Source organism: Mycetocola zhadangensis (assembly GCF_003668565.1).
Classification (GTDB): Bacteria; Actinomycetota; Actinomycetes; order Actinomycetales; family Microbacteriaceae; genus Mycetocola_A; species Mycetocola_A zhadangensis.
Genome location: NZ_RCWJ01000005.1, coordinates 109,281 through 135,852, shown reverse-complemented (window position 1 = coordinate 135,852; position 26,572 = coordinate 109,281). Strand labels below are relative to the sequence as shown.

The following is a 26,572-nucleotide window of genomic DNA, read 5'->3' as shown; positions in this document are numbered from 1 at the left end:
ACGACGGATGCCTGCGGTCGCGGCCATGATCGCCACGGCTTTACTGTTGACCGGGTGTTCCAGCGATCCGTTGGCTGAGCAATACAAAGAGGGCAGCAACAAGGGATACATCGCGGGCGACGGCAGCGTCACCGAGATTGCCGAGAGCGAGCGGGGCGAATCGATCAGCTTTGCTGGCATCGCCGACACCGGCGAAGAGGTCTCGTCCGAGGACTTCGCTGGCGACGTTCTCGTCGTCAACTTCTGGTACGCCGCGTGCGCACCGTGTCGTGCGGAAGCACCGCTGCTTCAGGAGCTGAGTGTCGAATATGAGGGCCAGAACGCGCAGTTCATCGGCGTCAACGTCTACGACCAGGCAGACACCGCGCAGTCGTTCAACGACACCTACGGCATCACATACCCGTCGATCATGGACGTGCAGGACGGAGCTGTGAAGCTCGCGTTTACCGGAAGCGTGCCGCCGAAGGCTGTTCCAACCACGCTCGTGCTCGACAAGGAAGGCCGCGTTGCTGCGCGCATCCTCGGCCAGGTGAAAGAAGCGTCGATTCTCGGCACTCTCATCCGCGACACGATCGCTGAGTAACCTCTCGTGAACCCCGGCGAAATCATCTTCAACGGCCAACTGCTTGCGGCCGTGCCCATCGCGTTGCTTGCCGGTCTTGTGTCATTCGCGTCTCCGTGTGTGCTCCCTCTTGTTCCCGGGTACCTCGGCTATGTCAGTGGAATGTCGAACGGTGCCAGGGGAAAAACCGCTCCGGCACGGTCAAGGGTGATGCTCGGTGCTGTGTTGTTCGTACTCGGTTTCTCGCTCGTGTTCGTGCTCATCGGAGCGTTCGCCGGCACCGTCGGCGCTTTTGTTGTGCGGTGGGAAGACATCATCACGAGGGTGCTCGGGGTCGTGGTCATCGTCATGGGCCTGGTCTTCATCGGCCAGCTCTCCTTCCTGCAGCGCACGGTGAAGTCAAACTTCCGACCGGCAACTGGCCTTGCGGGAGCGCCGATCCTCGGCATCGTTTTCGCCGTCGGGTGGACCCCGTGCCTCGGCCCAACGCTCATCGCTATCAACGCGCTGAGCTTTGAAACCGGTTCGACCGGTCGCGGTGCCATCCTGGCCCTGTTCTACTGTCTCGGGCTCGGAATTCCCTTCCTGCTCGTGGCCGCCGGCCTCAACTGGGTCACTGGATCCGTCGCATTCTTGAAACGGCATATTCGCGCAATCAATATCGGAGGCGGCATCCTGCTCGTAATCATCGGCGCGCTCATGGTCACCGGGATATGGGGAGTTCTCATGTCAAAGCTCGGGGTGGTGATCAGCGGATTTGTCCCGGCCATCTGACTACGTCGACGCAGGAGCCCCCGAAAGCGACCGGCAGCGCCCCGACGCTGAGAACTCGAACATTCAGCAGCCCAAGCTCGGCTTCGCCGGAACCCTCCGGTTCATCTGGCGCCAGCTGACCAGCATGCGCACCGCGCTGCTCTTGCTGCTTCTGCTTGCTATTGCCGCGGTGCCCGGATCACTCGTGCCGCAGCGCAGCTCCGATCCCAACGGTGTCATCCAGTACTTCAGCGACAACCCCAAGCTCGCGCCGGTCCTCGACAACATCCAGATGTTCGACGTTTACGGCTCCGTCTGGTTCTCGAGCATCTACCTTCTGCTCTTCATCTCGCTGATCGGCTGCGTGATTCCGCGCACCAAGCACCACTTCGATGCCATGCGCGCTCGTCCGCCGCGCACACCAGCCCGGCTCGAACGGCTCCCGGCGCACACCGAGCAGACGCTCGAGGGCGGTGATGCCGGAGCCGCCATCGATGCAGCACAATCGCTCCTCAAGAAGTCCCGCTACCGCACCGAGCTCTACCAGGGCAAAAACGGCGACATCTCGATTTCGGCCGAACGCGGGTACCTGCGCGAAACTGGAAACCTCGTTTTCCACTCCGCACTGGTTGGAATGCTCGTCACCGTCGCGGTCGGCGGTGGCCTCGGCTACGCCGGGCAACGTGTCGTTGTCGAAGGGCAGACTTTCGTCAACACCCTGCTCGACTACAACTCCTTCAATCCCGGGCGTTTCTACAACCCGGACGACCTCGCGCCGTACTCGCTGTCGCTCGACCGATTCGACGTGAAGTACGAGCAGACGAACCTCGATGCTTACGGCCAGCCGATCGACTTCACGGCATACGTCACAACCCAAACGCCTGGTGGCGAGCTCGCTGAACGCACCGTCAAGGTGAACGATCCCCTTCGATACGAGGGCACAGACGTGTACCTCCTCGGAAACGGATACGCACCAACGATCACCGTGCGGGACTCCGACGGAACCGTGGTCTTCACCGACTCTGTGCCGTTCCTCCCGCAGGACGCGAACCTCACATCGCTCGGCGTCGTGAAGATCCCCGACGGGTTGGAAGAGCAGCTCGGCATGATCGGCTTCTTCTACCCGACGGCCCAGCTCCTCGACAACGGTGCGTACACCTCCACCTACCCCGACCTGGTTTTCCCTGTGCTCACCCTCAACGTGTACAAGGGCGATCTCGGCATCGACGATGGAGCACCGAAGTCGGTCTACGAGCTCAACACAGACGACATGACCCAGCTCACCGGTGGCGACACCGGCGTCGATTCGATCGAGCTGATGCCTGGGCAGAGCCAGCAACTCCCCGGCGGGTACGGCAGCATCACCTTCGAAAACGCAAACCCGAATGCAGAACCACTTCCAACGGATGCCACGGCTGGCGACGGACCTGCAACAGTCAGTACCGCAAGCTTCGATCAGGCGGTTCCCCGATTTGCGTCGTTCGACGTGCACCGTGACCCGACGCAGGGCTGGGTGTTCCTCTTCGCCATGCTGATCCTCGGCGGGCTGCTCACCTCCCTGTTCGTGCCACGACGCCGGGTCTGGATCAAGGCGACGGACAATCCCGACGGAACCGTGCGCGTACAGTACGCCGGCCTGGCGCGTGGTGAGGACCCGGGGCTGGTGGAGGCCGTCGACGCTATCGCGTACCGCCACGGCACGGCGCTTGGCCTCGAACGATGACCGCCAGCGTTCGAACCGTCGCAACCGCGGTTGCGATCGATGTGGTCGCGACGCTGGTCTTTGTGGTCATCGGCCGCGGAACTCACAACGCGGACCCAACGCTGGCCGGGCTGCTCTCCAGCTGGTGGCCGTTCCTTGCGGCGCTGGCGCTCGGCTGGATTCTCACGGTTGCCTGGCGCAGGCCGTTCGGTCCGCTCTGGCCCGGCGTCGGATTGTGGATCGTCACTGTAGGCGGTGGCATGCTTTTCCGCACCCTGTCCGGCCAGGGAACGGCCCTGGCCTTCGTGATCGTCGCGACCATCGCGCTCGGCATTCTGCTGATCGGGTGGCGCGCGATCGCCACTCTTGTCCGCCGTCGCACCCTGACCAGCACGCCTTCAGCGTGAACCCCGAGAGGTACTGTTAAACCGTGGATCTCAACGAACTGTCCGTCCTCGCCCTCTGGTCCGCCATGGCGATCTACGCGATCGCGTTCATCGCGTTCGCGATCGACCTGGCCAAGCGCTCCGCCGAGGTGAGCGCCGCAAGTGAACTGACGGCATCCGCGAGCGCGACGGCTGGCGCTGCGGCAAACACGACAGCGGCCGCGGGACGTGCCGGCGTCACGACCCTCACCCGGGCAGACCCTGACGCGCCCCAGGTGCAACCAAAGCGATCAGCTGTGCTTCGAGTGGCCGTTGCGCTCACCGTCCTGGGCTTCCTGCTCCACCTGACAGCGACCATCACCCGTGGTGTCGCCGCCGAGCGTGTGCCGTGGGCCAACATGTATGAGTTCGCCATGACGGGTGCCATGCTCATCATCGCCACCTTCCTGGTCGTGCTCACTCGCGTCGACCTGCGTTTCCTCGGCACTTTCATTGTGGGCCTCGTGCTGGTGTTCCTCGGGATCGCAGCCGTCAACTTCTATGTCGAGATCGTGCCGCTTCCGCCGGCCCTGCAGTCGGCGTGGCTGGTCATCCACGTGTTCGTCGCGTCCATCGGAACCGCCCTCTTCGCTCTCGGTTTCGCGCTCTCTGTGCTCCAACTGGTCCAGCACCGCCGAGAGTCGATCGGAGCCGACCTCTCGAAGCTCAAACTGAAGTTTGTCGCAACGCTGCCGTCCGCTGCGCGCCTCGAGAACCTGGCGTACCGTGCGAACATTGTCGCGTTCATCCTCTGGACCTTCACGCTGATCGCCGGTGCGATCTGGGCGGAGCGCGCGTGGGGCCGCTACTGGGGTTGGGACACCAAAGAGGTGTGGACCTTCATCATCTGGGTGATCTACGCCGGCTACATTCACGCGCGCGCAACCCGCGGCTGGCGCGGCTCCCGCTCGGCGTGGTTGTCGATCATCGGTTTCGCGGCCGTGATGTTCAACTTCTCCGTCGTGAACCTCTTCTTCAAGGGCCTGCACGCCTACTCGGGCCTGTAGAAACCGGCGTTTCAAACTGACTTGCCTCTGAGGGAAGTTAATCATAGAGTTGCCTCTATGGAAAACGACTTTCACTCGGTGGGCGCCGAACGCGCGCACGCATCGGAACTCTTGAACGAGCTCGAATCCGACCGCAACCACCTCGCCCAGCGTCTCGACAGGGCGCGTTGGTTGGCACCGGCGTTCGCACTGATCGCCGCAGCGTACATTGCGACGCCGATTCTTCCCGGGGAGGGCGGTCGAAGCTTGGTCCTAGTCGCGGCCATCGTGGCGAGTGTGCTCCTGCTAGGTGAATATCGGCGCGTCACGGGCGTCAAGCTCTCCCGCTTTGGATTCGTCGAGGGTGCGTTGTTCGTCGCGGCCATCGTGACCTCGCTATTCTTTTTCAGCGTCTCACTCGGTCTCGCGGCGTCAGGACTCAGCTGGTGGGTCCTCGCCTCAGCGCTGGCAGGATTCGTCGTCGTGGCCGGACTCGTGAACCGCATCACGGCCTCACTGCGGGAACGCCTTCGTGATGTCGCCTGACGGGGTCTTTCACCCCGTCGTGCATGAGCCAGTGCGGCTGCGGATCTGCGGGATGCTGCGCGGAGTGGATGAGCTCGACTTCGCGGTCGTGCGTGACACCATCGGCATCAGCGATGCTGCCCTGTCGAAGCACCTCAAAGTGCTGGCAGCGGCCGGTCTTCTCGAGACCGTGAAGGTGGCGTCAGAGGCCCGCGCTGATTCCCGGCGCATCACCTGGCTGCGACTCACTGCCGCGGGTCGAGAGGCATTCGACGATCACGTCAGGGCACTGCGGAGCATCGCGGCTGGGTCTGACGCCTGGGTCGCCGGTAACAGCGACCGCTCGGGTCGACAGTAGCCAATCCGCAACTACGTTCGGCCAGCGACAGCTCGGCGAGAGTCACATCGTGGCCGGCGACGCATCGGCCTCGGCGAGCACCTCGTAGCAGCGCGAAACGCGCTCAAGCCACCACTGGCGTCGCGATGCGGATGCCGCGTAGCCGTCGAGCATGCGCGGGGTAGGGGTGACCCGACGCACGTCGATCGATCCCCCTGAAGCTTGCATCGGAGCATCCGTTACATCTGCGGACAGCAGGGACGCCGTTCCCAGCCCGCAGTCGTATTCCAGTTCAGGAATGACCGAGGCGAGCCACGCTCCCATCGACAGGCCAACCGAGGTGTCCAGCGCACTCGAGACCACGACCGGCAGGCCGGCCTCTTCGATGATGTCAAGGGAACGACGGATGCCACCAAGCGGCTGCGCTTTCAGCACGAGGATATCTGCGGCACCGGCCCGCGCAACGAGAATCGGATCGGCTGCCTTGCGCACACTCTCATCTGCGGCAATCGGCACACCCATGTACTTGGTGCGGCGCCGGATCTCGACCAGCTCGCCGACAGAGGCGCACGGCTGCTCGACGTACTCGAGGTCATATTCCGCGAGAGCGTGGATAGCGCGCTCGGCCTCATCGATGTTCCAGCCACCGTTCGCGTCGATGCGAATGCGGGCTTCGGGGCCGAGAAGCTCCCTGACAGCGCGAACACGGGCGACGTCCTCGGCGAGCCCCTGGCCGCGCTCGGCGACCTTCACTTTCGCGGTGCGGCACCCGTCGAATCGCTTGAGGATGCCGGCGACGCGGTCGACGTGCACCGACGGCACCGTGGCGTTCACCGGGATGCTCGAGCGCAGGGGAGTTGGCAGGTCACCGAACGCAAATTCGATAGCCGCGCGAAGCCAGGTAGCGCTCTCCGCGTCGCCGTACTCGACAAACGGTGAGAACTCGCTCCAGCCGTTTGGGCCTTCGAAAAGGAGCGCCTCACGTTCTTCGATACCGCGAAACCGCGTGGCGAGGGGAAGCGCGACGACGCGCGCCGTGTCGAGGAGGTCGTTCAGCTCTGGACGCATACCTCCAGTCTGGCACCGGTTCTCGCCGTCGTTAGGCTGGAGTCATGACCGTGTCAGAAATCTTCGACGAGACCCAGTGGGCCGACGTGCCCGGGTTCGATTCCCTCACAGATGTGACCTACCACCACGACACTGCGGGCAGGGTCGCTCGGGTCGCCTTTAACCGGCCCGAGGTTCGCAACGCCTTCCGTCCGCACACCGTCGACGAGCTGTATCGGGTGCTCGAAGACGCTCGAACCAACTCGCGTATCGGGGTTGTTCTGCTCACGGGCAACGGTCCGAGCCCGAAAGACGGCGGGTGGGCGTTCTGCTCCGGCGGAGACCAGCGCATTCGTGGTCGGGACGGCTACAAGTACTCCGACACTGACTCGGCAGGCGGAGTTGATCCTGCGCGCGGTGGGCGGTTGCACATCCTCGAGGTGCAACGGCTGATTCGGTTCATGCCCAAGGTTGTCATCGCCGTTGTTCCCGGCTGGGCTGCCGGCGGTGGGCACTCACTCCATGTCGTTTGCGACCTCACGATCGCGAGCCGTGAGCATGGCAAATTCAAGCAGACGGATGCCGATGTCGGCTCTTTCGACGCCGGTTACGGAAGTGCTTACTTCGCCCGCCAGATCGGGCAGAAGTTCGCTCGGGAAATCTTCTTCCTGGCCGAAGAGTATTCCGCCGATCGCGCCCACCAAATGGGTGCTGTGAACGCTGTGGTCCCACACGAGGAGTTGGAGTCGACGGCCTTGGACTGGGCTCGTACCATCCTGACCAAGTCGCCCACAGCCATCCGTATGCTCAAATTTGCATTTAACGCCGTCGATGACGGCATGGTCGGTCAGCAGGTTTTCGCGGGAGAGGCGACCCGCCTCGCCTATGGCACTGACGAGGCGGTCGAAGGGCGTGATTCTTTCCTGGAGAAGCGTGATCCTGACTGGGGTCCGTACCCCTGGCAGTACTAGCGCGAGCACGGGCGACGTGACGCCGTAACTGGGGGCGAGTTTGTTCGCCGCTGGCGCGGCACTGCTGACAGTATGGGCCGATGTCGACAGAAAGAAAGCCGACGACGGTGGAGCCGACTGACCTGCTGCCCGTTCTTCTCGTCGGGTCAGGCGAGAGCTTCCGGTCTCGCCTGGAGGCGGCGCTGATCCGGCGAGGGCTGCCCGGCCTGCTGCTTGAGGATTCCCCGCGAAACGGCCGTCAGGCGATAATGGCGCGGCTGCTTACGGACGAGGACCTGTCGCCGCTGCGCTGGGTTTCGTTCGGGCCGGGGCAACACGGGTGGGAACCGGTGCGGCCGGTCGATCTGATGGCTGAACTCAGTGCCGAGCTCGGTGCCGTCGTGGATGCAAACGGTGGGCTGTTCGGCGGGTCAGCGGCCAGGGATGAGAAACCCGGTGCAGATCCGTTGACAGTGGAGGAGCGCGCAGCGCTGAGCGGCGCTTTCTCGCTTGACACGCTGACCTGGTACCAGCCAGGCAACTCCGACGGTCTGAGCGTCTCGGCTGCTCGGGCGGGGGAGAGCCTCCACATCTGCCGAGCCGGGCGCGGAATCATCGGGCAAGCATCGATGTCTCCGGAAGCCGTGTTTGAGAGCGGGGCATGGGCGGCAAGGGGAGGCCTCTTCTTGGCCCGGTCCGGTGAGCGCAGGGGTGCGGGGTTCCACTCGAAGGACGAGCCGCTCGTCGTCCACTGGTGGGACGAGAAGATTCGGCTGGTCGATCCTTCTCAGCGCTGGGAGATGGACGGCGAGGGGCGGCACGTTCGCGACTATCTGCAGTTCTTTGAGCCGGAGGTGGAAACCGAACCGTGGACGACAAATTTCCGGTTGGACGGGGCGCAGGCTCAGGAGCTCCGGGTTGTTCTTCGCGCCGAATCGAGCGACGATAGGTCGTTTGATCGGCTGGTTCGAGCGGTTGGCCTGCCTTCGTTGCTCGCGGACGTGGCCACAGAGCGTGTGTCCATCACTGACGCAGAGGGCGCGAAGCTCGTGAAACCGGACACGCTGTGGGGATCGCTGAAAGAGGTCGTTCGCGATGAGGTGCAGCGTCCGACGGAATATCCCGCTTGGGCGAGCCCGCTCACGAAGTGGGAAGGACATCGGCAGCGTCGATCCGCTGTCTACCTGGCCATCAACGGCACGGCGGTTGTCCTGCTCGGAGCGAACGTCGCACTGAGCTTCGCGGCCGGTGAGGACTTCGGTTCGATGTGGTGGAAGGCCGCGGCACTCGTGCTGATTCTCGGCGATCTGATACGACCGCGTAGAGGGAAACCGGGCGGGAACGCGGGCACAGGCGGGACCGGGGCAGCGCCGACCGAGTAGTGTTCACCGCGAGTGGGCATCCTGGCCAGGCTGCGACACGCTGAACTGAACCTCCGGGTGCGCGGAATTCCAACAATCCCACGGCGCCCGGAGGCTCGTCTCAAATCAGGGCACTCAGTGGCGCGGTGATGCGAAGGTTCAGGCGCGTGAGCCGGCCGCTCGCATCCGCTCGAGCACCCCGAGGTTGCTGGCCACCGTGCGGGTCACGTCTGCCGCCGAACGGTCCGAGGGTCGCCGACTGACCTTCATTCCCAGCCACGGAACGGCACCCGCCGCGGAAATCGCCGTTCCGACGTGAGCGTCATCGAGAAGGGAGCCGGACTCCGGGTCAGCGCTGAGCACTGGCAGGTGTGCATCCAGCCAGGCTGCGCCGTATGGGCCGTCGCTCGCAGCGGCGCCCGAGAAGGTGAGACCCGTCAGGTAGCCCGAGTCGGCCACAGCGGAGATCTGCGCGGTCACCGCATCCGCGTCACGCAGTTCGATGATTGAGCGTCCCCAGTTCAACCACATACCGATCGGTGTGTTCGTCGCGCTGATCGCTTCGATCTCGTCCGCGAGAGGCAGAAAACCCTTCTCAAAGGGACGATCCGGCATGATGGTGTCGCAGTGCTCGATGACGAGTTGTGCGCCAGACCAGTCGTAGCCCGCGATCTCGTGCAGCGAATCCTGCAGAGCTGCTCCGTCGGCTGCCGCGGATGGGGCAGTGTGCAGGGCGACGAGGGCTACCTCCGCTCCCGACTGCTCGGTGAGCATCCGGACGTCGGCGGCGAGGCGTTGCATATCTTCAAGGGCGGACGCCCGCCCAGCCGCGTTCCGAGAGGCGATCCCATACTGAGGATCTGCGGCACACCGCCGCATGACGTAAGGCAGAGGGGTAAGAGCCAGCCGAGCGCCAGCGGGGACATTTCGCAGGAACCAGGCATCGTCGTGCGGGTGCACCCGACCGAGCCAGGGCACCTCAAGCCCGACGACACCGGGCAGGGAGCACAGCGCCGGGAGCAGTTCACCCTCGAGTTCCGGATCCCAGCTGCTGTGCGCGGGTGACGCCGCGTACGAGCTGATGAGGATCCCCTCGCGCCCGACGGATCCCGCCTGCACTGCGATCGTCATCGGGTCACCAGGTGCCGGTGGGCATACGTGTGACGGTAGTAGTCGGCCAGCTGCAGCTTCGAGGCTGCGGCATCGTCGACGAAAACTGTCACGTGAGGGTGGTGCTGGAGGATGGTGCCTGGCCAGAAGGCAGAGACGGCACCTTCAACGAGATGTTTCACGGCTTCGGCCTTGCCCTCGCCCGTCGCCACAAGAACGACGTGACGAGCTTCCATGATCGTGCCAAGGCCCTGGGTCAAACAGTGCACGGGAACCGCGTCGATGTTCCCGTCGAAGAAACGCGCGTTGTCCCGCCGCGTCTGAGCGGTCAGGGTCTTTGGCCGGGTCCGCGATGCGAACGACGAACCTGGCTCGTTGAAGGCGATGTGACCATCGGTTCCGATCCCGAGAATCTGCAGATCGACACCGCCCGCCTTGCGAATCGCCTCCTCGTATGACGCGCAAGCCCCGTCAAGGTCAGAGGAGCCACCGTCGGGGCCCTGCACGGCTTCAGTGGGCAGATCCACCCGCGAGACGAAGTCTTCCTCGATCACCGTTCGATAGCCGCACGGGTGGCCGTCTGGCAGCCCCACGTACTCATCGAGGGTGAACGCGCTGGCGTGCGCGAGTGAGAACTCTCCGCTGGCGACACGGGCCGCCACTGCGTCGTAGATCCGCAACGGGCTCGAGCCGGTCGCGAGGCCAAGTACCGCGTTGGGCTTGCGCGCGATCAGCGCGGCTATCTCCTCGGCAACGAGCTCGCCAATCTGGTCTTCCCGGGTGATGATGACTTCCATCAGGCCAGCTCTCCTGACACATCCGCGAGAGCCGAAACGAACCAGCCCGTGATGGTTGATGGGTGGGTGATCGCCGTACCGACGCACACCGCGTGAGCTCCTGCCTGCCTGGCTGAGGCGGCATGTGCCGGTGAATGGATGCGTCCCTCCGCAATGACGGGCAGGGTGCAGCGTTTGGCTATCTGCTGAATGAGTTCGATGTCGGGGCCGACCGTCTTCTCTCGTTCACCCGAGTAACCCGAGAGCGTTGTTCCGAGGAAGTCAACGCCTGCCTCTTCACTGGCGATAGCGTCATCGAGTGACCCGCAGTCGGCCATGATCAGTGCGCGCGGATGCGTATCGCGCAGGCCGGCAACGGTCGCCGCAAGAGTCAAACCATCGGGACGTGGCCGGCGGGTTCCGTCGATCGCGACGACATCCGCACCAGCATCCGCGACTGCGCGGGCATGGTCGAGAGTCGGCGTGATGAAGACGTCGGCATCACCGTCCTTCCACAGTCCCACGATCGGAACATCGAGACCGGCGGCGGCACGAATGTCCTCAATTCCTTGCAGGCGCACGGCGACGGCTCCGCCGATCACAGCGGCGCGGGCGATCTGCGCCATCGTGCGCGGGTCGCGCATGGGCTCGCCTGGGTATGCCTGGCAGGAGACGATGAGTCCCCCGGCGAGCCGGTCGGAAATGTCTGAGGAAAGTGTACTCATGGTTGTCCTTTTCAAAGCGGCCAGGGCCGACGTTGAGGCGTAGTCCCGTGCGGTCCCGCCTGCGGATGTACCGCGCGGGCGGGAAGCTCGAGAATCACATCAACGTCGGCCCGGGCCAACGGCAAATCTTGCCTCGCCGACAACGCCGGAGAGGCCGCGACGGCTATCGCGCCGACAGGAGGCCGTGCGAATCGAGGATCGCACGGATGCTGGTGACCGCAGCCTCGTCGAGGGACTCGACGCCAGTTGCCACAGTGGCGTTGTCGATCAGACCGCGCGCAGCCATTGCTGCCTTGAAAGCGCCAACCCCTGTTGCGTCGCCGGAAAGACCGGACGGCTGGAAGACAACCTCGAACAGCTGGTTGATGCGCTCCTGCTCGGTGCGAGCGGTGTCCCAGTCTCCCTTGGCGGCGGCCTCGTACAGGCGCACGTATCCTTCAGCCTCAACGTTGGCGAACCCAGGGACAACTCCGTCTGCACCGGCGAGAAGCATGGCGTCGACGACCATCTCGTGACCGGTGAGCAGCTGCAGCGGGTGCCCGGCAGCTGCGTTGGCGGCGAGGAGGCGGCGGAATCCGACATCGTCACCGGAGGAGTCCTTCACGCCGTGCAGCACACCCTCTGACGCAAGCTGCATGAGCAGGTCAACGCCGAGCTTGGAGTGCACACGGACCGGAACGTCGTACGCCCAGAGGGGCGCGTCGATGGCAGCAGCGATCGCGCGGAAGTGCGTGGCGATCTCGGTGGGGGAGTTCAGCGTGTACAGCGGCGCGGTCGCCACAATCGCATCGATTCCAACCTCAACGAGTTGGCGGGCGATTTCGATGACGCGTACAGAAGTCAGTTCGATGGCGCCGCCGATGATGGGCACGCGGCCCGCGGTGGTTTCGACGATGGTGCGTGCGATCTCGACGCGCTGTGCGTCCGTGAAGTACGCGGTCTCGCCGGTCGAACCGAGAGCGAACAGGCCGGAGCAGCCCGCGCCGATCAGGTACTCGACGAGGCGCGCCAGGGACGCGTGGTCGACGGTGCCGTCCTGGTTCAGCGGCGTTGCCACTGGAGGAACGACTCCCGCAAAACGGACGGTGGCGGTGGAGGCAGAGATTGTCATGTGTGTTTCCTAGCGAAAATTGTGTGAAGCGGAAGAGGTTACGGGTGCAGCAGGGAGGGTGCAGCGCCCAGGAGGCTGCGGGTGTACGGATCAGCCGGGTCGTCGAAGACGCGTGCCGCGTTACCGAATTCGACGACGCGCCCCTTGTTCATCACGGCGATTTCGTCCGAGAGGTAGCGCACGGTCTGAATGTCGTGCGAGATGAACACCATCCCGAGGCCCAGCTCGTTCTTGAGGTCGGTGAGCAGGTTCAGGATCTGAGCTCTCACCGAGACGTCGAGGGCTGAAGTCGGCTCGTCGGCGACGATGATCTGCGGGTCGAGTGCAAGCGCGCGAGCGATTGCGACGCGCTGACGCTGGCCGCCAGAAAGCTGCGCAGGAAGCGCATCCAGGGCGGAAGTGGGGAGTCCGACCAGCCCGATGAGCTGCTTCACCCGACGTTCGCGCTGAGATGGCTCACCAACCCGGTGCACCTGCATGGGATCCATCAGCGCGTCCCGCACGGTCATTCGTGCGTTCAGCGCGGTCGCGGGGTCCTGGAAGACGACAGAGAGGATGCTGCCGAGCTCACGGCGAATGCGAGTGTTGAAGGTCCGCACCGGCTTTCCATCGAAGATCACCTGACCTGATGTCGGTTGCTCAAGCCCCACGAGCACCTTGGCGGCGGTGGACTTGCCGGATCCCGACTCACCAACGATGCCAAGCGTTTGTCCGCGCTTGACGGTCAGTGAGACTCCAGCCAATGCGTCAACATAGCTCTTCTTGAAGAGCCCTGATGACCGCGTTTTGAAGCGCACATGGACATCCTGAAGCTCGACGATTGTTTCGTTCATCGTGTACCTCCGACTGAGGTGATCGGTGCGTCGTCCGGGTGGGCGGCGTAGTAGTGGTCTGTGCCTTCGAGGCGACGGCGTACCGGGGTGACCCCGCGGCCCCTGGCAGGGTTCGACGACCGGGGTGCGAAGCGGTCACCAGCAGGGAAGTCCCGAGGCGAGGGAACGGTGCCCGGCACCTGGTGGAGCCGGTCTGAACCGGATTCGATCGAAAGCACCGCGCCGAGCAGACCACGGGTGTACTCGTGCAGAGGCTGGGTGAGCAGCTCACGAGTCGTACCCTGTTCGACAACCTGGCCGGCGTACATCACCGTGACGCGGTGCGCGAGTTCAGCCACCAGGGCGAGGTCGTGGGACACGAACACCATGGCGAAACCGAGTTCCTCACGCAACGAGTTCAACAGGTCGATGACCTGAGCCTGAACTGTCACATCGAGGGCTGTCGTTGGCTCGTCCGCGATAACAAGACGCGGGTCCCTGGTCAGTGCCATCGCGATGAGTACGCGCTGGCGCTGGCCGCCTGACAGCTCGTGCGGGTATGACGAGAGGATGCGTTTCGGCTCGAGTCCCACCAGGTGCAACAGGTCTTCCGCTGTGCGGGTTCCGCCTCGCGAGGTGAGCTGCTTCATCTGCGAACGGATGAGCATCGCAGGGTTCAGAGAGCTCAACGCGTCCTGGTAGATCATTGCAATGTCGTTGCCGCGCAGCGCGTTGCGCTCCTTCTGCGGCATCTCCAGCAGGTTCTTCCCGTCGAAGAGGATCTCGCCGCTGATCTTGGCGCGGGGGTCCAACAAGCCCATGATCGCGAGCGACGTGATCGACTTACCGCATCCTGACTCGCCGACGATGGCCATCGTCTCGCCCGGGCGCACCGTGAAGTTGACGTTGTCCACGACATTGACATCGCCGTGACGGGGGAACGAAATTGACAGGTCTTTCACCTGGAGCAACGGTTCCGCGTCGAGGGTGTACTGAAGTCGATCGGTACGAGCGAGTTCCACGGTGCGCAGAGCTGCGAGCCGCTCTTCCAGCGGTACAACCGCTGTTGTCGCTTCGAGAACGGGCATCGAAACCGTGACAACGGGCACTTCGACCTGGTCAAAAGCGCTGCCATCACTGAGAGCGGCAGCTGATGAGTCGTTACCGGTTGCAGCCTGCTGTGCCTCGAGAGCGCTGGTGGACTCCTCGGTGGCTGCGGCGTCGGCCGTGACCTTGCGAGACTTCGGGGTGAGCATGGCGTCGGTCATGCCCTCAGACAGGATGTTCAGGCAGAGCACCGAAATCATGATGAGCAGGCCGGGGAAGAACGTTGCCCACCAGGCGCCGCTCATCAGCAGGTTCCGCCCAGCGGCGATCACGTTGCCCCACGAGGGTTCAGGGTCCGGGACGCCGGCCTGCAGGAACGACAGTGACGCTTCGAAGACGATGGCGTCTGCGACGAGGACCGTGGCGAACACCAGCACGGGTGCCATGGTGTTTCGGGCCACGTGCTTGACGATGATCCGCGGTGTGGACGATCCCATGACTCGCACAGCTGCGACATAGTCATCGCCGTACTGGTCGAGAATGTTCGCGCGCACGATGCGAGTCAGCTGGGGAACATAAAGGAAGGCGATGGTCAGAATCAGTACGGGCAGGGACTTGCCGAAGACCGCTACGAACACTGCGGCCAGCGCGATGCCGGGGAAGGACATGACGACGTCCATGACCCGCATGAGCGTCTCGGCGATCCACTTGGGCGCCGTTGCGGCGACTGCTCCGAGCACAGAGGCGACCGCGAGGGCGCTCAGTGTCGCGCCGAGACCGATCGCGAGCGAGTAGCGCCCGCCGTACACCAGCCGCGAGAAGATGTCGCGGCCCTGACGATCGGTGCCGAACCAGTGGTCGACACTAGGCGGCTGCACCGGCGCGCCGGTAGCGAGCGGATCGTATGGTGCGACCAACGGTGCGAAAACCGCGGCCAGCGTGATCACCGTGATGATCGCCAGACAGACTTTCGATCCGAGGGACAAAGCCCCGAGCCGAAGGCCCGGTGCAGAGAGTCGTTGGGTCAGATTGCGTCGCATAATTTCAGACCGCCCTGATTCGGGGATTGATGAGCACGTAGAGGAGATCAACGATGATGTTGATCACGACGAACGCCAGGGCGACCGCGAGGGTCACCCCCTGCACGAGGTTTGGTTCGTTGTTGGTCACGCCGTTGAGGATCAGGGTTCCCATGCCGGGGATGGCAAAGATGACCTCGATCACGACAGCGCCACCAATGAGGTAGCCGACACGGAGGCCGAGCACGGTGACCGGGGTGATCAACGCGTTGCGAAGCACGTTCCGGGAGACCACAACGCTGCGCGGAACGCCGGCGCCGAGCGCCGTCCGGACATAGTCACGGTCAAGTTCCTCGACCATGGAGGTGCGAACGACTCGAGACAGCTGACCGATGACCGGCACAGCGAGAGCGATGGCAGGAAGGGCCATACGGGCGAGCCACCCGGCGGGGTCCGACGCGAAGTCGGGGAGTCGGCCAGAGGCGGGAAGGATCCCCAACTGCAGTGTGAAGAGCTGGATGAGGAGGATGGCGAGCCAGAACGATGGGGTCGAGAGTGACGCGACACCCAGAATGCGGATCGCTTTGTCTGGCCAGCGGTCACGGTAGACCGCGGCGACGACGCCGAGGATCAGGGCGACAACAACGGCGATCAGCAAACCGAGGAAAGTCAGGGAGAGAGTGACGGGGAAAGCGCGAGCGACTTCTTCAACAACCGGAAGGCTGCGAGCGGAGTAGGTTCCCAGGTCGCCGCGGAGCAGGCCGGCCAGGAAGTCGAGGTACCGGACGAACAACGGTTCGTTGAGGCCCTGTGCTTCGCGGTACGCCTCGAGCGCTTCCGGCGACGCTGTCTCACCGAGAGCGGTGCGTGCGGGGTCTACCGGGGAAAAGGACATTACGAAGAAGACAAGGAATGTAATTCCCAGGATCATGAGCGGCAGCTGGAGTAACCGGCGACCGATGAGGCGGAGAGTGTTAGACACGAGCCGCTCCTTTCTGAACGTAAATGCGGGAGGGGGCCTTTATGGCGCCCCTCCCGCACTTGTGGTTGGGGTGGATTAGCCCGCGGCTACACCAACGTCAAGGAACGACAGTCCCGTGGTTGGCACCGGCTTGAAGCCGACCAGTTCTTCGCTGCTCCACGCGGTGGGGAGCTTGCGGTGGAACAGCGGGTACAGCACGGCCTGCTCGGAGATCAGGTCGAAGGCTTCGTTCCAGGTCTTCTGCTGCTCTTCGCCTTCGGTCTGCACAGCGGAGTCGAGCAGGCCCTTCAGCTCGGCGTACTCAGGGCTGTCTGCCCAGTTGGTGCGGGTCTTGGTCCACACGTTCTCGCCGTACCACCAGTTCATGAGCAGGTCCGGGTCGCTACCGAAGACAGACGGGTCACCTGGTGCAACCATGACTGTGTAGTCACCTGAGTCGACCTTGGCGTACGCGGCGGCCGACTGGCCGATGTCCAGTGTCACGTCGACACCGATGGCGTCAAGAGACTCCTTGATCAGCGGCGCAACTTCCTTCACCCAGCCGGTGTCGGTTGTCAGCAGCGTGATCGAGAGATCGGAGACGCCAGCGTCCTTGAGGAGGTCCTTCGCCTTGTCTACGTCGTATTCGTAGACGGTGGATGCCTCGTTGTAGTTCTCGTAGTCCTCAGGAAGGAACGAGGTGGCAGCCGTAGCGTTTCCGAGCATGCCGGTCTCGATGATCTTGTCCATGTCGAGCGCGTAGAAGAACGCCTGACGCACGCGGGGGTCGTCGAACGGAGCCGCCTTCGTGTTGAACATCATGAAGAGCAGGCCGAACGACTGGACGCTTTCAACGTCCGATGCCGATGCGAGTGTGTCGACGTCGATGTACGGGACGTCTTCCATGGCCTGGATCGTGCCGGAGGACATGGCCGTAACGCGTGCGGCTGCATCAGACAGGAGGTTCCAGTTCATGCCTGCCGCGAGGGCCGGGCGTGGACCGTTGTATGTGTCAGCTCGCTCGAAGACCAGCTTGTCCTCGGGGACAGCGGAGGTCAGCGAGTACGGGCCCGAACCGACGGGGTTCGTTCCGAACGCCTCAGGGTCTGCCTCGACCAGGGCCTTCGGGACGATCTTCACGATGCCAAGACGATCGTTGGTCAGCGAGAAGGGGAAGTCGGTGGTGATCTGCACCGTGTCTTCATCGACGGCCGTGACCGTGTCAATGAAGTCGATGTAGGTGGTGAAGAGCGATCCGCTCTCCGGGTTGAGGACGCGTTCGTAGCTGTAGACGACGTCTTCCGCGGTGACGGGGTCGCCGTTCTGGAACGTCGCTCCTTCACGAAGATCAACTTCGAATGTGGTGTCGTCGACCTTCGTCGGCATCTCAGCTGCGAGTGCGGCGTAAGGCTTCTTGGTGACCGGGTCGAGGTCGACCAGTCCCTCAAAGACGTGCCAGTTGGCAGAGACCGTGACGGCTCCCGAAGCGATCATCGGGTCGAAGCTTCCGCTCAGGGCGTAGGAAATTCCCGCCTCGATGACGCCATTGGGGTCGACCTCCGCAGCAGCGGTGTCCTTCTCTGTGTTGTTGGGGGTTGCGCCGCAACCGACGAGCACCATAGCGGTGGCGACGGTGCCAGCAACCGCGCCCGTGAGGCGAGCCACACGGCGGCGGGTGAGTGTTCGATTCATGAATTCTCCAGTTAGGTGAAGGCCTTGCAGGACATCAGACGTCCGATGTACTATAAACACAAGTTGAGCGGGAACGCAATGAGAGAAACCGACTCGTAACATTTGAGCGGTCGAAGGGAGGGGGCTTCGTGACTGAGTCAGACAGGCGTGCATCGCGTATGCGGCGAACCACAGTGGCGGATGAGATCAAGAAACTCATTCTCACTCGCGAACTCAAACCAGGCGATCTGCTCCCAACCGAGACCGAGCTCTGCGAGACGCTGGATGTATCGCGTTCATCGGTTCGCGAAGCAATCCGCACGCTCTCAACCCTCGACATCGTTGACGTGAGGCACGGACACGGCACCTACGTTGGAGCAATGTCGCTCGACCCCATGGTCGAGGCCCTCGTGTTTCGTGGCGTGCTCTCGCCTGACGGTTCGCTAGCCGCGCTTCGAGAGGTCGTCGATGTGCGGCTCGCGCTTGACCTTGCGATGGCAGACAACATCGTCGACGGCGCGATTGACGATGACTCGGACGAACTGTCCGCCCTGGTCGATGACATGGTCGACAAGGCGTCGCGCGGTGAAATGTTCCTGGAAGCCGACCGCGCTTTCCACACAAAACTTTTCGCTGTGACCGGCAATCGCCTCGCCGCTCAGCTGGTTGGCGCCTTCTGGGACATCCACACCGCGGTCATTCCGCAACTGGGCATAACGGTGCCCGCCGACATCCAGCGCACGGCAGAGGCGCATGGAGACATGCTCGCTTCCGCACTGCGAGGCGACGTTGAGGGTTATCGCCGGGCGGTCGTTGAGCACTACAAGCCGTTGCAGAGAGCGATCTCTGCGCGACGAAACGAACAGTAACTCCTCGATCCGGTTTTTGAGCGGATGCCACGGAGCTCACGGCAATACCGTGGCGGGCGCGCTGACTGCAAAGCTCTTCTCAATCAGCGCGGCCGAGCACAACGTGTGAACGGCTGTGGCTGAGGAAATCCTCCGCCCAGGAGAACAGCGCAGACGCACGTTGACGCCAGCCGGACAGGAGAACGAGGTGAACGGCGAGCCACGCGGCGAACGCGATGGGCCCGTGCACGAGGCGCCGCTTCGGTCCAAGCTCGGCGACGGCCGCACCTCTCCCGATCATGGCCATGTAGCCCTTATCGACGTATTTGAACGGCTTCGTCGGATTACCGGTGAGTTCGGCGGCAATGTTTCTCGCCGCCCACTTGCCAGCCTGTTGGGCGCTCGAGCCGAGCTGAGGCAGTGTGTTCCCGCGTGCATCGGTCATATTGGCAGTGTCGCCGAGAACGTAGACACCCCCAGCGCCTGGCGCCTTCAGGTCGGCGGTTACGTCGACGCGGCCACCGCGCCCGAGTGACAGTCCGGAGTCGCCGACGAGTTTGCCTGCTTTCAGCCCGCCGGCCCACACCACAATGTCCGCGGGGAGATGTGCACCGTCCGCAAAGGTGAGGCTCCCCGGGGTGACCTCGGTGACCCCCGAACCCAGCTTGAGCTTCACTCCCATTCGGGTCAGCCGTTTGACCGCGTATGCCTTCGATTTGTCGTCGAACGGGGTGAGCAGGTTGGGCAACATGTCGACAAGGTGCACCGAGCACTTCTCCGCGACCTCCGGTGAGAAGTAGCCGGGCACGATGTACCGGAAGTTCTCGGCGATCGCCCCGGCAATCTCAACACCGGTTGGCCCTCCGCCGACGACTACGACCCGAACACCGTGTTCCATTTCGGGCTCGTTGTTGGCGGTGTTGAGCGCGGCGACAAGTGCCGTTCCCAGTCGGGTTGCATCGCGAACTGAATACAGCGGGTACGTGTGCTCTCGCGCTCCAGGCGTGTCGAAGAAGTTCGGCTCGGCGCCATTCGCCAGGACGAGCACCCTGGCGCGGTAGCTGTGCCCGTCCGTCGTCGTGACACTGTGGTTCGCTGTGTCGATTGACGCAACTTCGGCCGTGAAAACTTTGACCTTGTTCGTGCGGTGGAAGATCGCCCGGAGGGGGCGCGTCACCTCTGAGACGCCGATCTGCGACGCCGCCACCTGGTACAGCAGGGGTTGGAACTGGTGATAGCTGTTCTTGTCGAAGATCAGCGTCCGGATTCCTCGTCGGCTGAGTTCTCTCGCGCAGGCGACGCCGGCGAACCCTCCGCCGACGATGATCACTTCCGTTGTGGGTCCCATGCGTTTCACAGTACGCCGAGGGTTGCGGCTGTCAACGGGGTGGTGCGGCCAGGCACACCGACCCGGCGCGACGGCACGCGCATACACTGAAACCATGACGAGGCCACTCACCCGGGTGTCAGCGGTCGACCCGCTCGAACTCATGGTCGACCTGCGACGGGCACTCGATCGATCAGGACCAGCCGTCACCCCTGTCGCTGGTGGGGGTGACCTCGGCGCAACAGGCGAGGAGGTTCCACAGCCCGTCGGCGTCGTGGTCGAGACCTCCGGATCCACCGGTGTTCCCAAACGTGTCGCGCTCAGTTGCGACGCGCTCCTCGCGAGCGCCGCCGCCTCAGCGACGGTCCTCAACGGCCAGGGCCAGTGGCTCCTCGCCCTGCCATCGCACTACATCGCCGGAATCCAGGTCCTCGTCCGTTCGATCGCCGCTGGAACGACACCGGTCGCGCTGCCGGATGGCCACTTCGACCCGCTCGCGTTCGCCGACGCGTCCAAACGGCTCACCGGTGAGAGCCACTACACCTCGCTCGTTCCGCTTCAGGTGGCGCGACTGCTTGAATCACGTGCCGGGCTGATGGCCCTGCGCCGGTTTGACGGCATCCTCGTCGGCGGTCAGGCCATGCCGCTGTCCCTGCTCAGCCGGGTCGAGCAACTGGGCCTGCCCATCTACCGCACCTACGGGTCGAGCGAAACGTCAGGCGGTTGCGTCTACAACGGCTCTCCGCTCCCCGGTGTTCGCGTTCGCATTGTGGACGGCGTGGTCGAACTCGCGGGGCCGATGCTCGCCGACGGCTACCTCGGCGACGATGCCCTGACAGAGCGCACCTTCGTGGTCGACGATGGCCTGCGGTGGTATCGCACAGGCGACATCGGTGAGTTCGAGAACGGCGTTCTCCGCGTCACCGGTCGCTCAGACAACGTCATCATCTCGGGCGGCGTCAATGTTTCTCTCGATCGCGTCGAGCGGATCGTGCGTGGCCTGCCCGGCCTGGCCGAGTCCGTCGTCGTTCCGGTCAGAGACGATCGGTGGGGAGAGGTGCCCGTTGTCGTTACCGTCGGTCCGCATCCCGAATTGACAGAAATAGCGGATGCCGTCGGCTCGGTTCTCGGAAAACCCGCACGTCCCGCACACGTGATGCTTTTTGATGCGATGCCTGTGCTGCCGTCGGGCAAACCGGATCGGCGCGCCATCGCCGCTCGCGTCGCCGTCGCGCTGGGTGTCGAGGGTGCGCAGCCAGCTCAGCCCCAGGCATCCGTTCACGGACAATAGCCATCCGTTAAGGAAAAAGGGCCGGGACAGAAGTCCCGGCCCTTCCTTTCGAGCAACTCAGCTCGCGACGGCGCCCTGCGTTTCGGACACCTGAAGGGTGTCTTGCGGCTCGTTCGCCAGCGACACCTCGATCTTGCGCGGCTTGGCGCGCTCGGACACCGGGATGGTGACCGTCAGCACACCGTTGGTGTAGCTGGCCTCGATGCGCTCGGTGTCGATTCCCTGGCCAAGGCTGATCTGGCGCAGGAACGAACCGGTCATTCGTTCGCGGGACAGCCACTTCATGCCGTCCCCAGCGGTCAGGGTGCGCTCGGCACGAATGGTCAGCAGCTGGCCGTCAACGTCGATGTCGACTGACCCCGGGTCGACACCGGGCAGGTCGGCCGACAGGACATAGTGGTCGCCGTCACGGAAGAGGTCGACGGGCATGAGCCGCGGACCCTGACGAAGCAGGGAGTCGGTCATACGGTCGAGGTCGCGGAACGGGTCGAAGTTCAGTGCCATAGGATCTCTCCTTTACTAGTGTCGTGAAATGTTTTCGAAGTTGAGTCGAGGTGACTCAATTTCTGGAAAACATGTTAACACCGGTTTTCGCACAACGAAAAGCACGTTTCCGTTTGCCCTGAGCGAACAGCGATTCGACGTCGTCGCCCCCTGTAAACTCCTTCCCGGAACAGAGGGAGGTTGCCAGGTGGCAGCTAAGCAGCAGAGACTCACACCGCCTCAGGCGCCGGCCGCTTCGAAGCACAAGGGCAAGGGCAAGGGCAAGAGCGGCAACCCGGCGGCTCGCGTCTACGCCGACGTGCGCCCGGCGCGGTTCAGCGACTGGGTGGCAGGCGCACGGATCCCGACGCTGCCGATGTCGATCTCACCTGTTCTCGTCGGAACGGGCGCGGCCATCGCAGCCAGTGACCCTGGCCAGTACCACTGGGTTCGCGCGCTGCTCTGCCTGGTTGTGGCCGTGAGCCTGCAGATCGCCGTGAACTACGCGAACGACTACTCCGACGGCATCCGCGGAACGGACCGCGACCGGGTCGGACCGTTCCGTCTCGTCGGCAGCGGCAAAGCCACACCGAAGGCCGTTCTCACCGCCGCCCTGGTCTTCTTCGGCACCGCGGCGGTCGCCGGCCTCGTGCTCACCATCCTCACGCAGCAGTGGTGGCTGCTCGCGGTCGGTGCCCTCGCCATCGTGGCTGCCTGGTTCTACACCGGCGGCAAACGTCCATACGGCTACCTCGCGCTCGGCGAGCTGTTCGTTTTTATCTTCTTCGGGCTCGTTGCCACGCTCGGCACCACCTTCGTGCAGATTCTCGCGCTGACCCAGGAGGCGTGGCTCGGCGCGGTCGGCGTCGGCCTCATCTCGGTGGCGACGCTGATCGTCAACAACATCCGTGACATCACGCAGGATCGGGCGGCTGGCAAGCGCACGCTCACCACGTTCCTCGGAACGGTTCCGAGCCGAGTGCTCTACATCGTCTGCCTGCTTGCGCCGTTCGGCATCGCCGTCTGGATCGCAGTGCTCTACCCGATTGCCTGGTTCGCACTGTTTGCGCTCCTGGCCGCGCTTCCGGCTGCGATCATTGTCGCAACCGCACGCACGCCGAAGGAGTACATCCTGGCGCTCAAGCTCACCGGTCTCACCCAGTTGCTCTACGGCATCGCCCTGTTTGTGGCGTTCTGGAAGTAACTACTTCTCGGTTGGCGAGGGGATCTCGGAAACGGATGCTGTGGCATCCGTTTTCGTGTTTTCCTGCGGTGTAGCGGGGGAAGAAACAGCCGAGCCGTCGGTCGCCACCGCATCTTCGGCGTCTTCGTCCTGCGTGTCGGGGGTGCGGTTGCCGTGACGCCGTTCGTAGAGCTCAGCCGCGACGCGCTCGCGCGGGTGCCGCAGGAAGATGTATGAGACGCTCAGGCCGATGATCGCGGCCAGCACCGTCGCCACCCACGGCTCGAAGTTGAGCAGCAGGAGAAGGGCCAGCGGAGCGGCGAACGTCAGGAGACGGAGCACCGTATAGGTCACGACGGGGGGAATGCGTTTCACGATTTCCAGTGTATGCGGCGGTGTCCGGGGAGAGCGCTGTGAGTGGGCCTCACGGGTTCTCTCGAGCCGGGGGATTTCCCAGAACCTGAGGCTACGATGAGGGGTATGCGTTGGCTCCTCATTCTCGCGGTCGTTGTCGTTGTCGCGACGATTTATGCGGTGATCGATTGCGCCATGATGGCGCACGACAGGGTACGCGGGCTGTCGAAGCCCGTGTGGCTCGTCATCATCCTGCTGCTGCCGGTTCTCGGACTGATTCTGTGGTTCACGGTCGGGCGAGCCCGCGCAGGCCAGGTGGCCCGTCCTCGCCTCGCTCCCGACGACGACCCGGCGTTCATCGGAACGCTCGGCCGCGACAAGGAACAGGACGAGCGCATTCGCCGGCTCGAGGAAGAGCTCGCATCGCTCGACTCTGACGGTGTCGACCCGCACGAGCCTGGCGGATCGAAGCCGACGCCGGACAAGAACCCTGACCCGAAACCGAAGCCTGATGACACGGGCAGGGCGGATGCCTGACGCCAGTCCGGCAACCGATTACGCGCTCGCACTTCTCGAGGAATGCATTCGGCAGGGTGTCACAGATATCGTCGTGTGCCCTGGCTCACGGTCGCAGGCGCTCGCCCTCGCCGCAGCGGCGCTTGAGCGTTCAGGCGAGGTGCGGCTGCACGTTCGTATCGACGAGCGGGTGGCCGGCTTCTTTGCGCTCGGCCTCGCTGTCGAGACGGGCGCCCCTGCGATCGTCATTGTGACGAGCGGCACAGCTGTAGCCAACCTTCACCCCGCAGTGCTCGAGGCGCACTCCTCCGACGTGCCGCTGCTCTTGATCACGGCAGACCGCCCGCTTGAGTTGCGTGGCATCCGTTCGAATCAGACCACACATCAGGTCGGCATCTTCGGTGAGGCAGTGCGGTTTGCTCGCGACGTCGATGCGCCGACCGGTGCGGCAGGTGAGCACGCCGACGCGCTCGAACTCGGCAGGAGCGCTGTCGCGGCGGCGCTCGGCACCGGGCGGGCGAGCGCGGGGCCCGTGCACATCAACCTGCCGCTGCGCGAGCCGCTGTCGCGGCCGCTTTCGGACCGGACGCCCGCTCCGAAGGCTCCGGCTCCCGCTGCGCCCGAGAGCCACGCTCCCGATATCGCTGAGCCGCAGAATTCCCGTATGACCCGCCCGGGCATCCTGCTCGAGCGTGGCAAGCGCACAGTGGTGATCGCCGGGCACGGCTCGGGTCCGACCGCCGAGGCGCTTGCTCACGCGGGAGGCTGGCCGCTGATTGCCGAGGTGTCGAGCGGCGCTCGGTACGGTCGCAACCTCGTCGTGGCGTACCGCGAACTCCTCGGTGAGCCGCAGTTCGGTGGTCGCATTGAGCGTGCCGTGGTGTTCGGGCACCCGACGCTGTCGAGGCAGGTGCCAACGCTGCTTGCGACCGACGGCGTCGAGGTAATCATCGTCGCCCCCACCGGTGACGAGGTCTACAACCCCGGCCGCCGCGCCGCCCACATCGTCGGCACAGCGAACGTCGTCGACGGCGGAATCGACCGTGCCTGGCTTGGCTCGTGGATCACGGCGTCTCGGGAGCTTGTCGACGCCCGGTCGACGGACAAAGCACCAGACCTTGAGGCCGCACACTCCCACGACCCGGCCACCCGGCTCGCCTATGTGAAGGGCGAGTTCGAGGCGGTCCGCGCCCCCGTTGACCGGCGGTCGCTTGCACTCGCCGTGTGGGGAGCGACCTGGCCGCACGATCGGCTGGTGCTCGGAGCGTCTCGCCTGATTCGTGACGTCGACGCGGCAGTGCCTGGCAAGAAGATCGCCGTGCACTCCAACCGTGGTCTGGCCGGGATCGACGGAACGATCTCCACAGCGCTCGGCATCGCGTCGGCCAGCCAGAACGACGGTGCCGGCATCACCCGGGTGCTGCTCGGCGACCTCACGCTCCTGCACGATGCGGGTGCGTTCCTCACCGCTTCGGGCGAACGGATGCCACGGATCCAGGTCATCGTCGGAAATGACGGGGGCGGAACGATCTTCGACGGACTCGAGGTGGCCCAGTCCACCGACCGCCACGACGTCGACCGGGTGCTCTACACCCCACAGTCCGTGAACCTTGAGGCCCTCGCGACGGCGTACGGCTGGGACTACGTGAAGGCGACCACGCGCTCGTCGCTTGATCAGGCGTTGACAGCGCCGACGGCATCCGCTGTTCTTATCGAGGTTCCACTGCCGCGGTGACACAGCGGCCCGAATCGCGCAATCACTTGAGCGTGCGAGGTAAGCGGGTCACACTGGCGGCATGAGCGCGAAAAAGAACTCGGGGGAGAGCCGACCGGAATCGGCGTGGCTTGAGAACCCGACGACGGTCCTCCGGGTGGCGCCCGGGTTTGTTCTTGCCGACGTCGATCCGGACTCGACGCCGGGTTTTGCGGGTGGAAAGGCCGAGGGAAAAACCGAGTTGACCGCCGTCGCTGAGCTGCTCGACGAGAAACAGGAGCGACTGTTCGCGGCATCGAAGGGCGGGGCCCCAGACGCCGTGCTGCTTGTTCTGCAGGCGATGGACACGGCAGGCAAAGGCGGAATCGTGCGCCACGTCGTCGGAGCTGTCGACCCTCAGGGCGTTGCGCTTACCGCGTTCAAGGCACCGACCGCTGAGGAGCTCAGCCACGACTTTCTCTGGCGGATCGAGCAGCGCGTTCCCGATCCCGGCTACATCGGGGTGTTCGACAGGTCGCACTACGAGGACGTGCTGATCGGCTCTGTGCGCAAGCTCGCGGATGAGAATGAGATCGAGCGACGCTTCGACGCCATTCTCGACTTCGAGTCGCGGCTCGTGCAGCGCGACATCCGGGTGGTGAAGGTGATGCTGCAGATCAGTCCGGAAGAGCAGAAGCGTCGGTTGGCCGAGCGGCTGGAACGGCCGGACAAGCACTGGAAGTTCAACCCGGGCGACATCGACGAGCGGCAGATGTGGCCCGACTACCAGGCCGCGTACCAGCGGGTGTTCGACCGGACATCGACCGAGGCAGCGCCGTGGTTCGTGGTGCCTGCGAACCACAAATGGTACGCACGGGTGGCCGTTCAGCACCTGCTGCTTCACGCGCTCACCACGATCGACCCGCAGTGGCCGGCCGCCGATTTCGACGTTGAGGAGCAGAAGGCGCGGCTCGAGGCCTCAAGCCTGGGTTAGCGG

At 64.2% G+C, this 26,572-nt stretch carries 27 protein-coding genes; 15 read left to right on the top strand and 12 right to left on the bottom strand.

Going from position 1 to position 26,572, the window contains the following annotated elements:
* Positions 1-7: 7 nt before the first annotated feature.
* The 7 genes from D9V28_RS15190 to D9V28_RS15160 all read left to right on the top strand — a co-directional run bounded on the left by D9V28_RS15190 (position 8) and on the right by D9V28_RS15160 (position 5,311).
* Positions 8-583: a TlpA family protein disulfide reductase gene (locus tag D9V28_RS15190; RefSeq protein ID WP_229728176.1), complete on the top strand. Its 576-nt coding sequence runs from the start codon at positions 8-10 to the stop codon at positions 581-583.
* Positions 584-589: 6 nt separating this feature from the next.
* Positions 590-1,336: a cytochrome c biogenesis CcdA family protein gene (locus D9V28_RS15185; protein ID WP_121660554.1), complete on the top strand. Its 747-nt coding sequence runs from the start codon at positions 590-592 to the stop codon at positions 1,334-1,336.
* Complete coding sequence (resB, locus tag D9V28_RS15180) at positions 1,320-3,038, top strand: cytochrome c biogenesis protein ResB (protein WP_121660553.1); 1,719 nt, start codon at positions 1,320-1,322, stop codon at positions 3,036-3,038. The genes D9V28_RS15185 and resB overlap by 17 nt, the downstream gene beginning before the upstream one ends.
* Positions 3,035-3,424: a DUF3054 domain-containing protein gene (locus tag D9V28_RS15175; RefSeq protein WP_121660552.1), complete on the top strand. Its 390-nt coding sequence runs from the start codon at positions 3,035-3,037 to the stop codon at positions 3,422-3,424. The genes resB and D9V28_RS15175 overlap by 4 nt, the downstream gene beginning before the upstream one ends.
* Positions 3,425-3,489: 65 nt before the next feature.
* Complete coding sequence (gene ccsB, locus D9V28_RS15170; protein WP_121660686.1) at positions 3,490-4,449, top strand: c-type cytochrome biogenesis protein CcsB; 960 nt, start codon at positions 3,490-3,492, stop codon at positions 4,447-4,449.
* 57 nt (positions 4,450-4,506) lie between these two features.
* Positions 4,507-4,974, top strand: a complete 468-nt coding sequence (locus D9V28_RS15165) for a hypothetical protein (RefSeq protein WP_121660551.1) — start codon at positions 4,507-4,509, stop codon at positions 4,972-4,974.
* Positions 4,964-5,311: a transcriptional regulator gene (locus D9V28_RS15160; RefSeq protein ID WP_121660550.1), complete on the top strand. Its 348-nt coding sequence runs from the start codon at positions 4,964-4,966 to the stop codon at positions 5,309-5,311. The genes D9V28_RS15165 and D9V28_RS15160 overlap by 11 nt, the downstream gene beginning before the upstream one ends.
* 42 nt (positions 5,312-5,353) lie before the next feature.
* Here the strand turns inward: D9V28_RS15160 and D9V28_RS15155 are convergent, their stop codons facing one another.
* Complete coding sequence (locus tag D9V28_RS15155; protein ID WP_121660549.1) at positions 5,354-6,358, bottom strand: o-succinylbenzoate synthase; 1,005 nt, start codon at positions 6,356-6,358, stop codon at positions 5,354-5,356.
* Positions 6,359-6,402: 44 nt separating this feature from the next.
* On the opposite strand from D9V28_RS15155, the gene D9V28_RS15150 reads away from it, so the two are divergent.
* Together D9V28_RS15150 and D9V28_RS15145 are read left to right on the top strand one after the other, a co-directional pair.
* Entirely contained in the window at positions 6,403-7,308 is a 906-nt protein-coding gene (locus D9V28_RS15150; RefSeq protein ID WP_121660548.1) for a 1,4-dihydroxy-2-naphthoyl-CoA synthase, read from the top strand.
* Between the two features lie 80 nt (positions 7,309-7,388).
* Positions 7,389-8,669, top strand: coding sequence for a hypothetical protein (locus D9V28_RS15145; protein WP_147441025.1), 1,281 nt, complete (start codon positions 7,389-7,391; stop codon positions 8,667-8,669).
* A gap of 138 nt (positions 8,670-8,807) precedes the next feature.
* Here the strand turns inward: D9V28_RS15145 and D9V28_RS15140 are convergent, their stop codons facing one another.
* The 8 genes from D9V28_RS15140 to D9V28_RS15105 all read right to left on the bottom strand — a co-directional run bounded on the left by D9V28_RS15140 (position 8,808) and on the right by D9V28_RS15105 (position 17,901).
* Positions 8,808-9,779, bottom strand: coding sequence for a DUF4862 family protein (locus D9V28_RS15140; RefSeq protein WP_121660546.1), 972 nt, complete (start codon positions 9,777-9,779; stop codon positions 8,808-8,810).
* Complete coding sequence (gene nagB, locus D9V28_RS15135) at positions 9,776-10,555, bottom strand: glucosamine-6-phosphate deaminase (protein WP_121660545.1); 780 nt, start codon at positions 10,553-10,555, stop codon at positions 9,776-9,778. Before nagB ends, D9V28_RS15140 begins: the two co-directional genes overlap by 4 nt.
* Positions 10,555-11,259 (bottom strand): N-acetylmannosamine-6-phosphate 2-epimerase, encoded by a 705-nt coding sequence (locus D9V28_RS15130; RefSeq protein WP_121660544.1) that lies wholly within the window; start codon positions 11,257-11,259, stop codon positions 10,555-10,557. The genes nagB and D9V28_RS15130 overlap by 1 nt, the downstream gene beginning before the upstream one ends.
* A gap of 163 nt (positions 11,260-11,422) precedes the next feature.
* A complete protein-coding gene (locus D9V28_RS15125; RefSeq protein ID WP_121660543.1) occupies positions 11,423-12,370 on the bottom strand; it encodes a dihydrodipicolinate synthase family protein in 948 nt (315 codons plus the stop codon).
* Positions 12,371-12,408: 38 nt separating this feature from the next.
* The gene (locus D9V28_RS15120) at positions 12,409-13,203 is read right to left on the bottom strand and encodes an ABC transporter ATP-binding protein (RefSeq protein ID WP_121660542.1); all 795 of its coding nucleotides are present in this window, start codon (positions 13,201-13,203) and stop codon (positions 12,409-12,411) included.
* Positions 13,200-15,269 carry a dipeptide/oligopeptide/nickel ABC transporter permease/ATP-binding protein gene (locus D9V28_RS15115; protein WP_121660541.1) on the bottom strand — a complete coding sequence of 690 codons (2,070 nt, stop codon included), beginning with the start codon at positions 15,267-15,269 and terminating at the stop codon, positions 13,200-13,202. Before D9V28_RS15115 ends, D9V28_RS15120 begins: the two co-directional genes overlap by 4 nt.
* Positions 15,270-15,273: 4 nt before the next feature.
* The gene (locus tag D9V28_RS15110; protein WP_121660540.1) at positions 15,274-16,230 is read right to left on the bottom strand and encodes an ABC transporter permease; all 957 of its coding nucleotides are present in this window, start codon (positions 16,228-16,230) and stop codon (positions 15,274-15,276) included.
* 75 nt (positions 16,231-16,305) lie between these two features.
* The gene (locus D9V28_RS15105; protein WP_220700516.1) at positions 16,306-17,901 is read right to left on the bottom strand and encodes an ABC transporter substrate-binding protein; all 1,596 of its coding nucleotides are present in this window, start codon (positions 17,899-17,901) and stop codon (positions 16,306-16,308) included.
* 128 nt (positions 17,902-18,029) lie between these two features.
* Here D9V28_RS15105 and D9V28_RS15100 point away from each other — a divergent pair, with 128 nt between their 5' ends.
* Positions 18,030-18,749, top strand: a complete 720-nt coding sequence (locus tag D9V28_RS15100; RefSeq protein ID WP_229728175.1) for a FadR/GntR family transcriptional regulator — start codon at positions 18,030-18,032, stop codon at positions 18,747-18,749.
* A 79-nt stretch (positions 18,750-18,828) separates the two neighbouring features.
* Here the strand turns inward: D9V28_RS15100 and D9V28_RS15095 are convergent, their stop codons facing one another.
* Positions 18,829-20,076, bottom strand: a complete 1,248-nt coding sequence (locus D9V28_RS15095) for an NAD(P)/FAD-dependent oxidoreductase (protein WP_121660538.1) — start codon at positions 20,074-20,076, stop codon at positions 18,829-18,831.
* Positions 20,077-20,170: 94 nt separating this feature from the next.
* Between D9V28_RS15095 and D9V28_RS15090 the strand changes: the two genes are divergently transcribed.
* Positions 20,171-21,346 (top strand): AMP-binding protein, encoded by a 1,176-nt coding sequence (locus tag D9V28_RS15090; RefSeq protein ID WP_121660537.1) that lies wholly within the window; start codon positions 20,171-20,173, stop codon positions 21,344-21,346.
* 57 nt (positions 21,347-21,403) lie between these two features.
* Here the strand turns inward: D9V28_RS15090 and D9V28_RS15085 are convergent, their stop codons facing one another.
* A complete protein-coding gene (locus D9V28_RS15085; RefSeq protein ID WP_121660536.1) occupies positions 21,404-21,850 on the bottom strand; it encodes an Hsp20/alpha crystallin family protein in 447 nt (148 codons plus the stop codon).
* 187 nt (positions 21,851-22,037) lie between these two features.
* Here D9V28_RS15085 and D9V28_RS15080 point away from each other — a divergent pair, with 187 nt between their 5' ends.
* The gene (locus tag D9V28_RS15080) at positions 22,038-23,033 is read left to right on the top strand and encodes a 1,4-dihydroxy-2-naphthoate polyprenyltransferase (RefSeq protein ID WP_229728174.1); all 996 of its coding nucleotides are present in this window, start codon (positions 22,038-22,040) and stop codon (positions 23,031-23,033) included.
* On the opposite strand, the gene D9V28_RS15075 is transcribed toward D9V28_RS15080, so the two are convergent.
* Entirely contained in the window at positions 23,034-23,387 is a 354-nt protein-coding gene (locus D9V28_RS15075) for a DUF4229 domain-containing protein (RefSeq protein WP_229728173.1), read from the bottom strand.
* 105 nt (positions 23,388-23,492) lie between these two features.
* On the opposite strand from D9V28_RS15075, the gene D9V28_RS15070 reads away from it, so the two are divergent.
* The 3 genes from D9V28_RS15070 to D9V28_RS15060 all read left to right on the top strand — a co-directional run bounded on the left by D9V28_RS15070 (position 23,493) and on the right by D9V28_RS15060 (position 26,569).
* On the top strand, positions 23,493-23,903 hold the full coding sequence (locus tag D9V28_RS15070) for a PLDc N-terminal domain-containing protein (protein ID WP_121660534.1): 411 nt from the start codon (positions 23,493-23,495) through the stop codon (positions 23,901-23,903).
* Complete coding sequence (menD, locus tag D9V28_RS15065) at positions 23,896-25,617, top strand: 2-succinyl-5-enolpyruvyl-6-hydroxy-3-cyclohexene-1-carboxylic-acid synthase (RefSeq protein ID WP_229728172.1); 1,722 nt, start codon at positions 23,896-23,898, stop codon at positions 25,615-25,617. The genes D9V28_RS15070 and menD overlap by 8 nt, the downstream gene beginning before the upstream one ends.
* Before the next feature lie 61 nt (positions 25,618-25,678).
* Positions 25,679-26,569: a PPK2 family polyphosphate kinase gene (locus D9V28_RS15060; protein ID WP_121660532.1), complete on the top strand. Its 891-nt coding sequence runs from the start codon at positions 25,679-25,681 to the stop codon at positions 26,567-26,569.
* The last annotated feature ends 3 nt before the right edge of the window (positions 26,570-26,572 follow it).

Excerpts from the sequence above, each read along its gene's own strand:
- D9V28_RS15190 (WP_229728176.1), top strand. The coding sequence starts at position 8 with ATGCCTGCGGTCGCGGCCATGATCGCCACGGCTTTACTGTTGACCGGG.
- D9V28_RS15175 (WP_121660552.1), top strand. The coding sequence starts at position 3,035 with ATGACCGCCAGCGTTCGAACCGTCGCAACCGCGGTTGCGATCGATGTG.
- ccsB (WP_121660686.1), top strand. The coding sequence starts at position 3,490 with ATGGCGATCTACGCGATCGCGTTCATCGCGTTCGCGATCGACCTGGCC.
- D9V28_RS15165 (WP_121660551.1), top strand. The coding sequence starts at position 4,507 with ATGGAAAACGACTTTCACTCGGTGGGCGCCGAACGCGCGCACGCATCG.
- D9V28_RS15160 (WP_121660550.1), top strand. The coding sequence starts at position 4,964 with ATGTCGCCTGACGGGGTCTTTCACCCCGTCGTGCATGAGCCAGTGCGG.
- D9V28_RS15155 (WP_121660549.1), bottom strand. The coding sequence starts at position 6,358 with ATGCGTCCAGAGCTGAACGACCTCCTCGACACGGCGCGCGTCGTCGCG.
- D9V28_RS15150 (WP_121660548.1), top strand. The coding sequence starts at position 6,403 with ATGACCGTGTCAGAAATCTTCGACGAGACCCAGTGGGCCGACGTGCCC.
- D9V28_RS15145 (WP_147441025.1), top strand. The coding sequence starts at position 7,389 with ATGTCGACAGAAAGAAAGCCGACGACGGTGGAGCCGACTGACCTGCTG.
- D9V28_RS15140 (WP_121660546.1), bottom strand. The coding sequence starts at position 9,779 with ATGACGATCGCAGTGCAGGCGGGATCCGTCGGGCGCGAGGGGATCCTC.
- nagB (WP_121660545.1), bottom strand. The coding sequence starts at position 10,555 with ATGGAAGTCATCATCACCCGGGAAGACCAGATTGGCGAGCTCGTTGCC.
- D9V28_RS15130 (WP_121660544.1), bottom strand. The coding sequence starts at position 11,259 with ATGAGTACACTTTCCTCAGACATTTCCGACCGGCTCGCCGGGGGACTC.
- D9V28_RS15125 (WP_121660543.1), bottom strand. The coding sequence starts at position 12,370 with ATGACAATCTCTGCCTCCACCGCCACCGTCCGTTTTGCGGGAGTCGTT.
- D9V28_RS15120 (WP_121660542.1), bottom strand. The coding sequence starts at position 13,203 with ATGAACGAAACAATCGTCGAGCTTCAGGATGTCCATGTGCGCTTCAAA.
- D9V28_RS15115 (WP_121660541.1), bottom strand. The coding sequence starts at position 15,269 with ATGCGACGCAATCTGACCCAACGACTCTCTGCACCGGGCCTTCGGCTC.
- D9V28_RS15105 (WP_220700516.1), bottom strand. The coding sequence starts at position 17,901 with ATGAATCGAACACTCACCCGCCGCCGTGTGGCTCGCCTCACGGGCGCG.
- D9V28_RS15095 (WP_121660538.1), bottom strand. The coding sequence starts at position 20,076 with ATGGGACCCACAACGGAAGTGATCATCGTCGGCGGAGGGTTCGCCGGC.
- D9V28_RS15090 (WP_121660537.1), top strand. The coding sequence starts at position 20,171 with ATGACGAGGCCACTCACCCGGGTGTCAGCGGTCGACCCGCTCGAACTC.
- D9V28_RS15085 (WP_121660536.1), bottom strand. The coding sequence starts at position 21,850 with ATGGCACTGAACTTCGACCCGTTCCGCGACCTCGACCGTATGACCGAC.
- D9V28_RS15070 (WP_121660534.1), top strand. The coding sequence starts at position 23,493 with ATGCGTTGGCTCCTCATTCTCGCGGTCGTTGTCGTTGTCGCGACGATT.
- menD (WP_229728172.1), top strand. The coding sequence starts at position 23,896 with ATGCCTGACGCCAGTCCGGCAACCGATTACGCGCTCGCACTTCTCGAG.
- D9V28_RS15060 (WP_121660532.1), top strand. The coding sequence starts at position 25,679 with ATGAGCGCGAAAAAGAACTCGGGGGAGAGCCGACCGGAATCGGCGTGG.